The sequence below is a fragment of the Pontibacter virosus genome (assembly GCF_003096355.1).
Taxonomy (GTDB): Bacteria; Bacteroidota; Bacteroidia; order Cytophagales; family Hymenobacteraceae; genus Pontibacter; species Pontibacter virosus.
In genome coordinates this window covers 156,570-171,942 of the sequence record NZ_QEKI01000009.1, presented here as the reverse complement: position 1 = coordinate 171,942, position 15,373 = coordinate 156,570, and the positions used below count along the sequence as shown (strand labels likewise).

General features: G+C 49.1%; 7 protein-coding genes. 5 read left to right on the top strand and 2 right to left on the bottom strand.

All coding sequences use genetic code 11. The features are described 5' to 3' along the window. Positions 1-392: 392 nt before the first annotated feature. Together C8E01_RS14315 and C8E01_RS14310 are read right to left on the bottom strand one after the other, a co-directional pair. Positions 393-1,010: a hypothetical protein gene (locus C8E01_RS14315; protein ID WP_133242773.1), complete on the bottom strand. Its 618-nt coding sequence runs from the start codon at positions 1,008-1,010 to the stop codon at positions 393-395. A gap of 47 nt (positions 1,011-1,057) precedes the next feature. After that, positions 1,058-2,317, bottom strand: coding sequence for a site-specific integrase (locus C8E01_RS14310; RefSeq protein ID WP_116544123.1), 1,260 nt, complete (start codon positions 2,315-2,317; stop codon positions 1,058-1,060). A gap of 748 nt (positions 2,318-3,065) precedes the next feature. Here C8E01_RS14310 and C8E01_RS14305 point away from each other — a divergent pair. From C8E01_RS14305 to C8E01_RS14285, 5 genes are all read left to right on the top strand, one after another. Beyond that, positions 3,066-6,581 carry an Ig-like domain-containing protein gene (locus C8E01_RS14305; protein WP_243409588.1) on the top strand — a complete coding sequence of 1,172 codons (3,516 nt, stop codon included), beginning with the start codon at positions 3,066-3,068 and terminating at the stop codon, positions 6,579-6,581. Positions 6,582-6,586: 5 nt separating this feature from the next. After that, positions 6,587-7,546, top strand: a complete 960-nt coding sequence (locus C8E01_RS14300; RefSeq protein ID WP_116544142.1) for a PorP/SprF family type IX secretion system membrane protein — start codon at positions 6,587-6,589, stop codon at positions 7,544-7,546. A 500-nt stretch (positions 7,547-8,046) separates the two neighbouring features. Continuing rightward, a complete protein-coding gene (locus C8E01_RS14295; RefSeq protein ID WP_243409587.1) occupies positions 8,047-12,210 on the top strand; it encodes an ice-binding family protein in 4,164 nt (1,387 codons plus the stop codon). Positions 12,211-12,236: 26 nt separating this feature from the next. Further along, positions 12,237-13,190, top strand: a complete 954-nt coding sequence (locus tag C8E01_RS14290; RefSeq protein WP_165820651.1) for a PorP/SprF family type IX secretion system membrane protein — start codon at positions 12,237-12,239, stop codon at positions 13,188-13,190. A gap of 19 nt (positions 13,191-13,209) precedes the next feature. After that, positions 13,210-15,204 (top strand): OmpA family protein, encoded by a 1,995-nt coding sequence (locus C8E01_RS14285; protein ID WP_116544119.1) that lies wholly within the window; start codon positions 13,210-13,212, stop codon positions 15,202-15,204. Positions 15,205-15,373 lie beyond the last annotated feature (169 nt).

Sequence of the window (15,373 nt, the reverse complement as noted above, 5' to 3'; positions counted from 1 at the left end):
AAAAGTTTGGCCCTTTTGCCGTAAGGACTCAGCCAGAACAGCAAAAGGGCCAGTAAATGGAAACGAGGAAATGACACAGTTTAAATTACACTCCCCATAAAAGCAGAAAACGCTAGGCATCTGGGCCTAGCGTTTTCCGAACTCTTTCCTCCTAATGGAAGGATGAATCATAATGCAAATATCAATTTTAATTTGGATATATACAAATAACGTGAGAAATGATTCAGGGTTGTCTAATTATAGTCTTCTTCTTTTCTAAAGACTATTAGTAAGGAGGATGTATATCCAAAGCCCATTCCATAAGATTGGTTCTCTGTATCAGAATACTCAGTTTCGCCTGACGTTATTGGCGTAATGCTTTGGACCCCTGAATGTTAAGGGAGCTATATTCTCTAGTTGTTACCTTTATTATCCTGTTTTCTTTTGAACGCTTTACCCATTCGTATAGCTTTCTTTTGAGAAAGCGCTCCTGTCTTTTTCACATCATCTTGCGAAGATATTTGAGGGCTATGAGATGTGGTGCCTTCTGACAAGGACTGGTTAATGTGATAATTATTTTGATTGATAATATAGTTGTTAACAACAGTAGGGCTCTTGTCAATCATTTTATCCTTAATGATATCAGTGATTAGAGAAAGTAGGGCACCTAGAAAGAGAAAGAAGAACTCCTTTCTGTTTGAAACTAAAAAGGTTAGGATAGCTGGTAATGCAGGGTTTATTTGTTCAGCTTCTTTTTTGAATTCATCAGGAGTATACCCTTTACTTAATGCCTTTTTAGTTAAAGTCTCGAACTGTTTTAATACTTCAATCGTGAAAGCAGGCCCATCGAGTAATGTGGCTACACCGTCTTTATCAAAATGAAATGTGCCATCCAAGAATTTAGCCATCCCATCACACCAAGGAGCTAAACAAGAAATATAATTGTCAGAAAAATTGCCAGTAGACCCAGCTATAGAAAAAGTATTCTCATCTTCGAATGTAAGGCCACATTTTGTGCATACTGCTATCATAGTTCCTAATCATTATATGTTATAGTTACATAAAGGAAGCCTCGCTCTTAACTTAAGAATGAACCTTCGGCAAAAGCCTTTCTCATTTCAGCCTTTTTTACTTTGTCAGTTACGGCAATGTACTTCTTCATAGTTCTATAATCTTCGTGGCCAGTAATTTTCTGAAGTACCTCGGGCCTCATACCTCTCTCTAAAGCTAGTGTGATGAAGGTTCTTCTCGCAGTGTGAGTAGAGATAAATTCATGCTTCTGACCAGTGATTTCTATGCGTTCTTTACCCCTATACTTTACTTCCTTAAAGTGGGAGTCGATTTCTGCCATCTGACAAAGCTCTTTGATGTACACATTAAGCTTCTGGTTGCTTATTGGAGAGAAAATTTTATCATTCAATGCCCCACGATTCTGTCTGAATAAGATCTGGGTTGCTTCGCTAATTATTAGTGGCACGTTAATCATTTTAGGCTTATCCCCTTTCTTCTGATATAAATGCCACTCATGATCACCATCGACCTCTTGGATATCCCCCCATTTAAGGTTTTCAATATCTGAGAATCTTTGCCCTGTGAAGCATTGGAATAAAAACATATCCCTAGTTCTAGACAGTCTAGGACTGTTGATTAAATCAAGATTGAAGAGCTTCTTTAGTTCTTCCTCCGTGAGATAAGTTATCTCTTTATCTGTGCTCTTAGATGTGAATTTCTGATAGGATAGGTTTTGATGATATCCCTCCTCTTGGGCCCACTTCAAGAATACTTTCAAACAAGTTATGTATTTACTCACTGTGTTATTGACTTGTTGTAAGTCACCAGTGAGGTAGCTGCAAAAAGCCATCTCAAACTTAGAATCAAACTTGTTGAAGTCAAGTTGATGGTTTTTGTCTTTGCTAAACCCCTGCAGAAGCTTTTTGAGGGTAATAAACTTTTTAACAGTCAACTCTTTGACTTCCTGTGACTTGTGATTTATGAAAGTGTCATATATCTCCCAAAGTCCGATAGTCTTCTCCTCTTTCTTATTTAATTGAGATGAGAGATGGTCTTTGATAGACTGGATGGAAGGGGTTGAGCCTGTCTTCTTGTTGTCAAGATAGAAGTCTTCAACAATGCTTTGTATTCTAAGCAAGGCGCTGTTATATTGACTATAAGAAGAAATCTGATGCTTTGGCCAGTTTTGTCTATGACTCCAGTCTTTGGGGTTGATTGATAGTTTGGTGCTACACTGTAGCCGATAACCATCATAGCTGAAATCAAGGCAAATAGATGTCTTCTTTTTAGCCTTCGGGTCCCTAAGGTAAAATTTTGCGCTAGCCATCGTTCTTATACTTTTGTTATATAAAGATAAGAATAGTTAACGAAATAGTTAACGTTTTTTTTAAATGATCTATACTGGTGTTTAATGTTTTAAACAGAAAAGGCCTTTTTAAAGCGTATAATAATGTTTTTCAGTAAATAGCAGTAAAGGGTATTTAAATAGTTCGAGTCCTGTTCCCGCTACCTAGAAGAAGCCTGATTCAGAAATGAGTCAGGCTTTTTTGTTTTTATGCCTTTCTTAATCTCCCCAGCTAAGAATTCTCCCCTGAAACACATCCAAGTTAAATATTATCTCCACTATATTTAAACAGAACTATACCCATTACCGTAGAAAAGGGTCTTCTATAACAGCAAATATTAGCGTGAAGCTTAAACATTAGCGCGCTTCATTTGTAAGCCAATTTCAAGGAGTGACTTTGCCGACGACTAGTTAGGGAGTATGTACTGTTATTTAATTGTTTTGCTTATATTTAGGCAATATTTGCTTTAAAGTCAGGCCCTGATAAATCATAAATTAAGGTTATATCGTTATAGTTTAGGCGCAGTCCAAATTCACCCTTAAAGCTTTCCTGATGCGGTTTACTTCGTATAAGAATTTTACCTGGTTTCTACTCTTACTCCTCGCGATAGTCCAGCAAGCATCTGGAAGTGTGGCCGACTGCCCTTCCCCAACTGCAACAATCAATAATAACGTCAATGTATGCCTTGGAAGTCAGCCTGCGGTGATTACGGCAAATGCAACTTTTACCGTGGACACCTGGCAATGGTACAAAGATGACCAATTGATAAGCGGGGCTCCGAACGCCAACACCCTTTCAGTAAGTGAACCCGGGTCTTATTACGCCGTCGCCACTCCCGCTCCCGGTGCCTGTGACAATACCACGCCGCTACGCACTAATCCGGTTATTGTATCTGCCGCTCCTCCCACTCCCACAATTGTTGTCGATCCTAACCGTCCAATTTGCTCCGGGCAGGAATTCACGTTCAATGTAACTAACCTTTCGGATGCGGACTATACCTTTGATTGGGATTTTGGCGATGGAAATGTAATAGCCAGGGGAACGGCGACCGTAACGCATAGCTATGAGAGTTTCGGAGCAAACGGCACTTCATTCGATGTAACTGTTATAGCCATCAGCAAGTCAGGCGGATGTCCTTCCCCCACTGCCAGAGTTCCTGTATCGGTGCAGCAACAAGCGGAGGTGTCCTACACGATCGAAGGCGAGGACAAAGATGGCGAGGCGTTTGATCAGTGCCTCCCGGAGGAAGAGGACCCTGCCGAAGCCGAAGTGCGTGCTGTAGTATCGAATCCGCAGTCCCCACAGCTTAACAGCATTACAGAATACTACATCACCTGGGGTCTTGGCGAAGACGAGGAAGAGCAGCGTGTCACTACTTTTCCAGTAGAAGGTCCCGTTTACGAAGAACTGGGTGCTTACTCTATCCGGATCAGAGCAGTGAATAGTAACGGTTGCTCCACCATCTACGAAGAAGTATTCGAGTTTTTGCAAAAGCCCAAAGCCGGGTTCAATCCTGCAAAAAATGACCCTGAAAAGCCGGCTGAAATAGAGCCAGGTATAGGTTGCCGACCAGTTTATGTCACCATGACGGAGACCGAGGAGACAGAAGACCAGGAGGCGAAGGAGTCTACAGGAGGCGGCCTGACCTACAAATGGGAAATAACATCGCCCCCGGGTGTAAAGCCTTATGAGATAGTAGAAGGCGGCTTGGAGCAAAAGGACCTGAAGGTGTTGTTTTTTGACAATGGTGTATACCAGATAAAACTGACGGTTGAAAATGCCTGTGGCACAGACGAGGCGACTGAAAGCGTGGTAGTCGGTTACCCGCAAGTTCAGTTGCCGCCTGTAGGGCCATTTTGTGGGCCAGATGAATTTACTTTCAACAGTACAAACTCATTTTTTGATCGCAACTTCGGCAATGAGTTCACCGTGTCATGGACAATTACAGCTCCTGACGGCACTGTATCAAACAGAACCGGACAAGACCAGACGATAAACTTTAACCAGGTAGGTACTTGGCGGGTGCGAGTATTGGGCGAGAATGAGTGCGGCAGGTCCGATTTCCAGGGCCCTACAGAGCAGGAAGTGATTGTGCTGCCCCCATTGACCACAGCGCCTACTGTGCAGGAGCCAGCTCCTGCCTGTATAGGCGGCACTACCACATTACGCGCATCTGGGCCGGTTTCTGGTCTGATTTATCGCTGGTATACAGAGCCTAGAGGTGGGGATCCTGTGTTTGAAGGAGCGCAGTTCACAACAGAGCCATTGTCTTCAACCACCAACTTTTACGTGGAGGGAGTAAATTCAAATCAATGCGTGAGCCCACGTGCCAGTGTGGTCGTGAATGTGGTGCCAGGTATAGCCGACAATACCATCACCGAAGACCAGGGTATTTGTGTAGGTGATCGTCCTGCAACACTGGAAGGTAGCGAGCCAACAGGAGGCAGTAATACCAACTATACCTATACCTGGGAACTGAGCACCACTGGTCCGGACGATGGGTTCACGGCGGCTCCCGGTGTAAATAATAACCAAAATTACAGTCCGGAGGCTATTAGTGCTCCTACCTGGTTCCGACGCGTCGTGCGGCAGGGTGACTGCGAGCCAAGTATCAGTAATGTCATACAAATACAAACGGTGCCGCGTGTTGAGAACAACACCATCAGCTCCAACCAGGAGATATGCGGTGGCGAATTGCCCGCCCAATTGGTTGGTTCAAAGCCTACAGGAGGTAGCGGAGAGCCTTACACTTACCTGTGGGAGGAGAGTACAACTGGCCCTAATACAGGATTTGTGACGGCAGCAGGCAATAGCGCCGGAGAGAACTATACCTTTGCCTCTGCATTGTCTCAGGATACGTGGTACCGAAGATCGGTTACGTCGGGCGGTTGTACCGTGGTGTCAGAAGCGATCAAGATTTCTGTTTTCCCAGCCCTTGCCAACAATACCATCACAGCTCCAACCCAGGACGAGTGCTCGGGAGCTGCGCCAGGCGCTATTACTGGTTCTGCCCCATCGGGTGGCAGCGGTAACTATACCTACGAGTGGCTGATCAGTAGTACCGGTACGGCTGGCAGCTTTGTGCCAGCTCCGGGCACTAACAACCAGCAGAGCTACACCCCGGGCGCCATTACGCAAACTACCTACTTCCAACGCGTGGTGCGGTCCGGGCAGTGTACACCCAACGAGAGCAATGTGGTAGAGATACGCATACGGCCTGCCATTACAGGTAACGCTATCTCGGCGGCGCAGGAGATTTGCTCAGGCACACAGCCGGCGCCTCTGACGGGCACGACACCTTCTGGTGGAAGCGGTGGATTTACCTATCGCTGGGAAAGCAGCATTAGCGGACCGAATGCGGGCTTCAATCCTGCTCCTGGCCAGAATACAGGAGCGGGTTACGCGCCTCCTGTGCTCTCCCGTGATACCTGGTTCCGTCGGGTAGCTATTTCTGCAGGCTGCGAGAACCCCTCCGAAGCAGTGCTAATTTCGATGCTGCCATTGCCAAATGCGCCTATCCTGACAGTGCAAGATGCCCGCGCCTGCGTCGGTGGATCTGCTACATTAACCGTAGCCAATGCCAACGGCAACACTATTGAGTGGTATGACGCTCCTACCGGGGGGGCGCCGCTCTTTGTGGGTCCGACCTTCGTTACGCCAGCGCTCGATCGCAATACCACTTTCTATGTGCAGGCCAGAAACAGTAACAACTGCGCCAACGCGAGCCGTACGCAGGTAAACGTGACCGTTGTAACTCCTGTAGCTGATGCCGGTCCGGATGTTGAGATCATTCAGGGGCGTCCTGCAGAACTACGTGCCTCTGGCGGGGTGTCGTATGAGTGGACGCCGGCGGAGAGCCTGAGCAATGCCAACGTGTCTAACCCAGTGGCCAGGCCCGATGTGACCACCACCTATACCGTGACCATCACAACCGAAGAAGGCTGTACGGCTACCGATGAAGTGACCGTAACAGTTATACCTGCCATTACGGCGCCCAATGCCTTCTCGCCAAACGGTGATCGGGTGAACGATGTGTGGGAGATTGAGAACATCCAGAATTATCCGGATGCCCGCATTGAGATCTTCAACCGTTGGGGTAACCAGATTTTCAATTCGACTGGCTATGCCACTCCTTGGGACGGAACCTACAATGGCGAGTCGCTGCCGGTGGCCACCTATTACTACATCATTTATCTCAACAGCTCCGAAAAACCAATTTCAGGGCATGTGACCATTATTAGATAATGACTATGAAAAAGCTGTCTCTCCTGTTGGTTGTATTGGTAGGTGTTGTTACGCAGGCTTTCGCACAGCAGCGTCCGCAGTATAGCCAGTACATGGTCAATAACTTTCTGCTCAATCCTGCTCTTTCAGGAATAGAAGACTACGCCGATATACGCATAAGCAACCGGCAGCAGTGGGTGGGGCTCGACGGAGCGCCTGTTACCTACTATGCCTCCGCTCATATGCCCCTGAACAAAGGCGCCACTAGTACCAAGTACGCCAAGGCACTGGCGCATCACGGGGCAGGCATCATCCTCCACACCGATAAAACAGGTCCGCTACGCCGGACAGGGCTGTCGGGCTCCTATGCTTATCACCTGCCTGTTACACGTACCATCAACGTGTCGGCAGGCGTGGCGGCGGGCCTTGTGCGCAATACCATCAACAGTTCAGAGCTCGAGTTTACCAATCCGGCTGAGCCTCTTATAGGTGGAGGTCGGGTAAATCAGAATGTGCTGGATCTCTCGCTGGGACTGTGGGTGTACTCCCGTAACTTCTCAGTTGGCCTTGCGGGGGCGCAGCTGCTTGAGAATGCAGGCACTTTCCGCTCCGCCGAGGACAACAATGTATCACTTGACCTGCAGCGGCATTACTTCCTGACGGGCAGTTACCGCTTTGCACCCGGAGGCCGCATTGACCTCATCCCATCTGTCATGTTCAAGCTGGCTGCACCAAGTCCGCTCTCAGTGGATGTGAACCTGCGCGCGCTTTACGATGAGCGCTTCTGGGTAGGTGCCTCCTATCGCCATAATGACGCTATCGTAGGGATGGTAGGCGTTTACGTTAGTCCACTAATCGATATCTCATATTCTTACGATGCCACTACATCAGGCCTCAACCGGGTAAGCGCCGGGACCCACGAGGTGGTAGTTGGTTTTAAGCTACTAAATGATCGTCGTATCATCTGCCCGCAGTGGGTGTGGTGAGGGAAAGCACTATCTTCGATTTAGTGCAATTTGGAGGCTGCCTGTAAAGTAATATTTTTTTTATGTTACTGATACAGAGTGTGCCTGATTGTAGCTACTTTTGCGCTCAAGTCTAAAAATACCATTGTGGAATGGCCTGGCTAAACAAGGTTGGATCGCCTATAGGATTGGACTGACTAATGATTTAACGCTAAATGAGTAAGATAGGACTTTGCCGTAATTAAGTTTAAACTTTAACTTAAAATTTGGTACTTAACAAATTTTGTTAAATTTTAGGGCTTAATATAGCCCCAAATATATGCAATATACTTTTGAAGCTTCTTAATGTACTTTTTAAAGGGTATACTTGCAACTTATTTGACTGAGTGGGATGAAAGGAATAGAGTTACGGAAATGGCTGTCCGTAGCTGCAAATTGTTGAATATTTAAACGCCAAGTTCTATAACAAACTTATACTCATTGATTTCATGACAAGCTTCTTAAGTAGAGCCTTGCTCTTAGTGCTAGGCTTATGGCTGGTTACGTTTGGCGTAAATGCGCAACAAGCGCCCACACTTGGGGCCTTTTACGACTATAACGTGGTAGGTGGCGATAGGGTTACCAATCAACCCAACACAAACACAATTGTTCGTGCAAAAGTAGCCTCAGTCGCCAATACAGCCCAAGGCTTTAACAACGGATCTGTTTGGCGTGGCATCGAGAACGTAAATGCCGCCGCCAACGATGCGCTTGCAGCAGCCACCTCGGTCTACAATACAGCCGCCGCCACAACCCCCACGGCTACACTAACTAACCCAGAACTTGGCGGACGCACCTACACCCCAGGAGTATACCTGTTTAATGGCAGTGCCACTGTTACGAACGACATCACCCTGGATGGTAACAACAACCCTAACGCGGTTTTTATCTTTATTATCAAAGGCAGCCTTAATATAGGAGCCGGGGTAGACATTGAGCTGATTCGGGATGCAAAAATTGGCAATGTGTTTTGGGTAATAGAGGATGCGCTCACAGTAGGTAATGGTGTTGAGATAAAGGGCCAATACATAGCAAAACAAGCTGTTACGATAGGCGACGGTTCGATCGTGAGAGGACGAGTGGCTTCATTGCAAGGCGAGGTCAAGCTGAACAACAATAACTTCTTTCTGCCAACAGACCTGGAAATCAAAATCCAGAAAACAGAAGGCAATGCTGGTGTCGACCGTTACATTGTTGGCCAGACCATCACCTATACCTTTACAGTTACCAACAAAGGCCCGGTTGATGATGACAACGTACGAGTGAGTCCCATTCTCTTTTCGGGCGTTAACCATACCTTCACGACAGACGCTCCCAACTCTACATTCACGCTTGTAAATGGCAGTTGGGTATGGAATATCGGAAGCCTGAAAGTAGGACAAACTTACACACTCACCCTTACAGCAACCATCAACGAAACAGGGCCGGGCTTTGTGCGCGGTACGATTTCTGGAGCGGCCGAAGACGAGATTCAGCAGAACAACACGGTTGATATCAACTTCTGTGCAGTGCTTCCGGATGCAGGCGTTATCAAAGGCGCTGTTGAACTATGCGTGGGGACTGTCGGAGAGTACAGTATAGAGCCAGTAGTAGGAGCCACTGGCTATACCTGGAACGTGCCGAGCGGCTGGAGAATTACGAGCGGCCAGGGAACCACGACGATCAAAGTGGAGGCAACCGGACGTAATGACGATGCCTTCATACAGGTTTCAGTGAATAACAGCTGTGGTGCCAGCCCCCCTAGCCGTCTGAAAGTAAACAACTACCCTGATCCTCCTGCAACGCCTGGGCCAATTACGGCTAACGAAGGTGTGTGCGCCGGAGAGGGGGCGACATACTCAATAGATCCCGTGCAGGATGCTACATCTTATGTCTGGACAGTGCCTTCCGATTGGAAGATCGTATCCGGACAAGGGACTACGCAAATATCTGTCAGTGTGGGAGAAACGGCGGGCAAAGTAACCGTAAAGGCTAAAAACGTCTGCGGTGAGAGCCCGAATGCAGCTGAGCTTGACGTAAAGCCATTCCTGCAGGCTCCGAACCAGCCATCCAATATCTCCGGATCAGGCACATTGCCCTTCTGCGTATCGACAGAGCGTGTAACATTCAGCGTGACAGCCAGCGGCGATGTGTCAGAATATGTGTGGGAGTACCCGGCTCAGTGGACGCTTATCGAAGGGCAGGGAACAAACACAGTTACATTTAACCCAAATGGAGTTGGTGGCACCGTAACTGTGAAAGGGTTGAATGCCTGCGGACAGAGTCCATCCCGATCATTCAGTGTTGTGCCTGTTCCAGGCCCGCCGGTTGAGCCTGGAGACATCTCTGGAGCCTTCCCTGTATGCCAAAACAGCGCCGGCACGAAGTACTCCGTAGCGCCAGTGCCAGGAGCCACAAGCTATACCTGGTATGTGCCGGATGGCTGGACAATTACGTCAGGCCAGGGCACAAACGAAATCACTGTATCCCTTAGCGAGAATGCGAGCGGTGGCCAGTTGCGTGTGCAAGCTGTCAATGATTGCGGCGCAAGCGGCATCACACGCAAAGATGTAGCGACTGCAACAGGCGCCCCCTCCGCTCCTGTCGTGATAAAAGGAGAAGAGTTTGGCTGTACGGCTAAAACGACGGTATATGAAATAGATCCGGTGGCAGGTGCTCAAAGCTATACCTGGACGCTGCCTCCTACCTGGACTATCAACAGCGGACAAGGCACCACCCGCATCACGGTTACGATCGGAAGCCAATCAGGCAACGTGAGTGTGATCGCAACAAACTCGTGCGGTCAGAGCAGCCCAACCACTAAAGCTGTAAGGCCATTCCCAACGGTGCCGGCGACGCCATTCGCCATCAAAGGTCCGGACGAAGTATGTAAAGGGCAGAGTGAGGTTGTATACATGCTGGAGCCAGTAGACCATACCCTGGAGTATATCTGGGCCGTGCCATCTGGCTGGACCATCCTGGCAGGTCAGGGCACAACAGAAATCAAAGTAAAAGTGGGTACATTGGCGGGCGATATCACCGTAACAGCCTCTAACCCCTGCGGTAACAGTATACCTGCCAAACTGCGCGTTGCACCTGTGGCAGACGTGCCAGCCCCACAGGCAGGACCCATAACCGGAAATACACAGTATTGCGCTGGTCTTAACCAAACGTATTCGGTGGATCCGGTGCAAGGTGCAAAATCTTACTTCTGGAGCTTCCCGGGTACAGACTGGGTGATTATAGAAGGTCAGGGTACAACACGCGTAACCGTGAAAGCCGGAGCAACGCAGGGCCAGGTAAGTGTGGCTACTGTTAACAGTTGCGGGACCAGAAGTACCGCCACAGGCCTGACAGTGCAGTCAGTGGGTTCAGTTCCACCTTCGCCTTCGGCTATCGTGAGCGACAACGATTCTTATTGCGGCAATACAACCGGTCTTACTTTCCGCATCGCCGCCGTTCCAACAGCCCTTAGCTACGAATGGGTGGTGCCGCAGGGCTGGACGATCACATCAGGGCAGGGTACAACAGAAATAAAGGCAACAGCCGGCATGAGTGGTGGCGAAATAACAGTAGTCGCTGTGAACTCTTGTGGAAAGAGCCAGAGTGTTAAACTGCTGACAGAGCCGCAGCGTCCGCTTATGAATCCGGAAGCCATCAGAGGGCCAGAGTTGGCATGCTTGGGCAGAACCGATGCCGTTTATTCTATACCTGCCATCAGTGGTGCCGAGACATATATCTGGACACTGCCAACCGGCTGGGAAATAATAGCAGGAGAAGGCACTAATAGCATAAAAGTAAAAGTGGCAGGCAGAGGCGATGTGAAAGTGAAGGCCAAGAACGCCTGTGGCACAACTGCCGAAGTAAAACTGACAGTAGAGATAGTTACTTCTCCACCGCTCGCACCTGCAGCTATTAAGGGCGAAACGCTGACTTGTGCGACCCGCATCACAATCTACTCCGTTGACGCAGTTGCCAACGCATCGTCTTATTCGTGGAGAGTTCCGGCCGGCTGGACCATTACCGCAGGCCAGGGTACCACACAGATTTCAGTGCAGATGGGTACCAGCTCAGGTGAGGTGAGTGTAGAAGCCATAAACGATTGCGACAAGAGTGCAGCAACCAGACTGTCCGTGTCAACAAGACCACTTCCTGTGATCAGCCGCATTGTGGACCGCACATTGGCCTGTTCCGAAATAGCCACTTTCGAACTCGAGTCGGACAGCCCATCCGCTCTGTTTACCTGGGAGGTGCCGACTGGCTGGGAAATCCTGTCAGGCCAGGGTACCAGCGTGATTACCGTTGTGCAGGGCAATAACAGAGGCGAGATTACAGTAGTAGCCGACAACGGAGAGTGTAAGAGCGACCCTGTTACGATGATCTCAGACCCAAGTATGCGGGAGGCCAACCTGAATGTGCCAAATGTGTTTACGCCGAACAACGATGGTGAGAACGATACCTGGGTGATCGGAAACCTGGCAAATTACCCTGACAACGAAGTAGTGGTAGTGAACCGTTGGGGTAATGAAGTGTACAAGAGCAAAGCTTATCAGAACAACTGGAACGGAGACAAATTAGCAGAGGGTACCTACTACTACCTGATTCGCCTCACGTTGTGCGATGGCTCTGAGAAGACCTACAAAGGTTATGTGATGATCGTCCGATAAGAAAACAAACGAATTAAGTGATTACCATGCGAAAATTAGGGGTACTTCTGGTGTTACTGCTGCTGTCCTGGAAAGGCTACGCGCAGCAGGCACCGCAATACACACAGTACATCTTCAACGAGCTGATCATCAACCCGGCCTATGCGGGTAGCAAGGAGATTATAAACGCCAACCTGACCCACCGCAGCCAGTGGGTAGGTATAGAGGGGGCACCCACCACACAAACCTTTAGTGTGGACGGCTCTTCGCGCAGCGGCCTACTGGGTTTTGGCCTGAATGCTATGAATGACGAGCTGGGAGCACAGCGCCAGATGGGGTTACACGGCAACCTGGCTGTGCGACTGCGGATGAGCGAAACCGCAAAGCTGGCACTCGGCTTTGCAGCAGGCCTTGCGCAGTATACCCTCGACGGCACGAAGCTAAACACGGGCAACACGAGACCTGATCAGGCGCTAAACCCAGGTCGTGTTTCAGAGCTGATGCCGGATTTTCGAATTGGGGCCTTTTTCAACACGGAACGTTTTTACACGGGTCTTTCAGTCGCCAACCTGATCAACACGGGAGGTGACAAGCTGGAGGTAACCATGCCGAACCGGCATTACTTCCTTTCAGCGGGCTATGTACTGGATCTTTCATCGGCGCTTATTTTCAAGCCGAGTTTTCTGGTGAAAGAGGATTTCAACAGCCCGACTAGCCTGGACCTGAATGCCTTTTTCCTGCTGGGAGAGCGCATTTGGTTGGGAGGTTCTTACCGTACGGCCGTGAAAGTGCACAGCAACTACTCTGACGAATACGAGCTGGACCGCCGCAACGCATGGGCTGCCATCGCACAGCTGTATGTGACGCCTAAGCTGCGACTGGGCTATTCTTACGATGTGAGCCTGAACGCCCTACGCCAGCATGCCAGCCACGAAATTTCATTAGGCTACTCCTTCTTCAAGAAGCAGGACAACCGAATGCTGACCCCACGATACTTCTAATTTCACCCAGAAAGCAGACATGAGATTACGATTCCTATACCTACTGATTCTTCTGGCAACACTATGCGCGCAGCCACTCGCAGCGCAGAAAAAAGAGATGAAGGAGGCTGACAAATACTTTAACAGCTTTGAATACGCCCTGGCACTCGATGCTTACAAAAAGCTAATGGAGCGCAAGGAGCCGGACGCTTATCTGCTCGAGCGCATTGCAGACAGCTACCGCCTGATGAACAACAGCAAGGAAGCCGAATTCTGGTATGCCCAGGCCTCTGGCTTTGAAAATATAGCATCGGCCAGCATCTACTACTATGCCGAAGCAGCCAAACGCAACGGCAACTACGAGAAGGCGAAAGAACTGTATACCAGCTATGCCCGCCGTGTGCCGGAGCAGGCATCCATGGCTATGAAACAGGCAGCTTCCTGCGATACGGCTATGTTCTGGACCAACAGGCCACTCTCTTATGAAATCGCTGTTGAGCAGAAACTAAATTCTTCTGGTGTTGACTTCAGCCCAATTCAGCTGCCCAATGGCGACATGGTGTTCTCTTCAGACAGACTCCCGACAGACGACAGTAAGAAAAAAGAGCGCTTTAACTGGACAGGCAATGGCTTCGTTCAGCTGTACTACGCGAGCATGAACGAAGACTCTACCTGGAGCGAGCCAAACCCACTTAGCAAAGAGATCAATACAGACTTTCACAACGGACCGGCATCTTTCCTGCCAAAGGAAAACACCCTATACTTTACCAGAACCAATAGTGTGAAGCGTAGCCAGAGCAAAGTGAACACGGATCCTACCAGCTGGGTGAATAGAGGCGATGGTAAAGGAACTGGGAACATTAACCGCCATGAGATCTTTATGGCGCGTCGCAATGGCGATGAATGGGTTGATGTAAAACCTTTCAAGTATAACAAGCCACAAGAGTACTCGGTTGGTCACCCGGCCATAACCCCAGATGGAAAAGTGCTCTACTTTGTGTCGGATATGCCGGGAGGGAAGGGCGAGACTGACATCTACTATTGCGAGCGACAGCCAGATGGAAACTGGGGCGAACCCGTAAATGCAGGCGAAATAATTAACACAAGTGGTCGTGAAAGCTTCCCGAGCATTGGCGGCGATGGCAAACTCTATTTCTCGTCTGACGGGCACGTAGGCCTTGGCGGACTAGACATCTTTAGAGCGGAGGGAGAGCATGGCAGTTGGACACGCGTGCACAACCTGATGTATCCGCTTAACACGTCGCGCGACGACTTAGGTATAGTGGTAGACAGCTCAGGTACTAAGGGCTGGTTGTCTTCTGGCAGAACGAGCGAATCGGGCTACGACAATATCTACAAATTCAGAGAAGTGAACGTAGAGTGTACACTGGTGGGCCAGACGTACGAAACGGTAGATCAGCCGGGCACGCACATCAAGAAACGCGTAATGGTAGACAATGTGCTCCTTCAGCTGTTTGAAGAAAACGTAGGCTCGATGGTGGAGACACACTCCGACTCAACCGGTAACTTCAATTACAAAGTGGAGGCGGGCATGCAGTACACCATCCGTGGTAGTAAGAAAGGGTACCTGACCCAGACGATCCTCTTTACGCCGGATTGCCGCTTCAGCATAGACTCGCTGCTAGTGGAGATGATCATGTACCGTGACACACCGAACGTGCCTATTGTGCTGGAAAACATTTTCTACGACCTCGACAAGCATGATATCCGTCCGGATGCGGCCATCGAACTGGACAAACTGGTGCGTATTCTGAAGGCCAACCCGACGATCCGCATCGAGCTTAGCTCGCACACGGATAGCCGCCAGACCCGCAAGTACAACCAGGACCTGTCGGAGCGCAGAGCTCAGGCTGCCGTCGACTACATTGTGTCGAAAGGTATAGAGCGTAGCAGAATGGTGGCGAAAGGCTACGGCGAGACCAGGCTGCGTAACAAGTGCGCTGACTTTGTGGAGTGTTCGGAGGAAGATCACCAGGTGAACCGCCGCACCGAATTCAAGATCATCGGTAAGTAATAAATTAAAGTCAAATAAAAGCCCCGGCACTCCTGAGAGAGCCGGGGCTTTTGCTTTAAGATCAACTGAAGTTTGCTCAGGTATAAAACCCTCGGACAAGGTATAGGAATGTTGGAAAACGGCCAGACAGAATAATGTAAAGTAAACAAAATCATGCTGATGCATAAAG

Bases quoted from the DNA above. Each gene is read 5' to 3' on its own strand.
- C8E01_RS14310 (WP_116544123.1), bottom strand. From the start codon at position 2,317: ATGGCTAGCGCAAAATTTTACCTTAGGGACCCGAAGGCTAAAAAGAAG.
- C8E01_RS14285 (WP_116544119.1), top strand. From the start codon at position 13,210: ATGAGATTACGATTCCTATACCTACTGATTCTTCTGGCAACACTATGC.
- C8E01_RS14315 (WP_133242773.1), bottom strand. From the start codon at position 1,010: ATGATAGCAGTATGCACAAAATGTGGCCTTACATTCGAAGATGAGAAT.
- C8E01_RS14300 (WP_116544142.1), top strand. From the start codon at position 6,587: ATGAAAAAGCTGTCTCTCCTGTTGGTTGTATTGGTAGGTGTTGTTACG.
- C8E01_RS14290 (WP_165820651.1), top strand. From the start codon at position 12,237: ATGCGAAAATTAGGGGTACTTCTGGTGTTACTGCTGCTGTCCTGGAAA.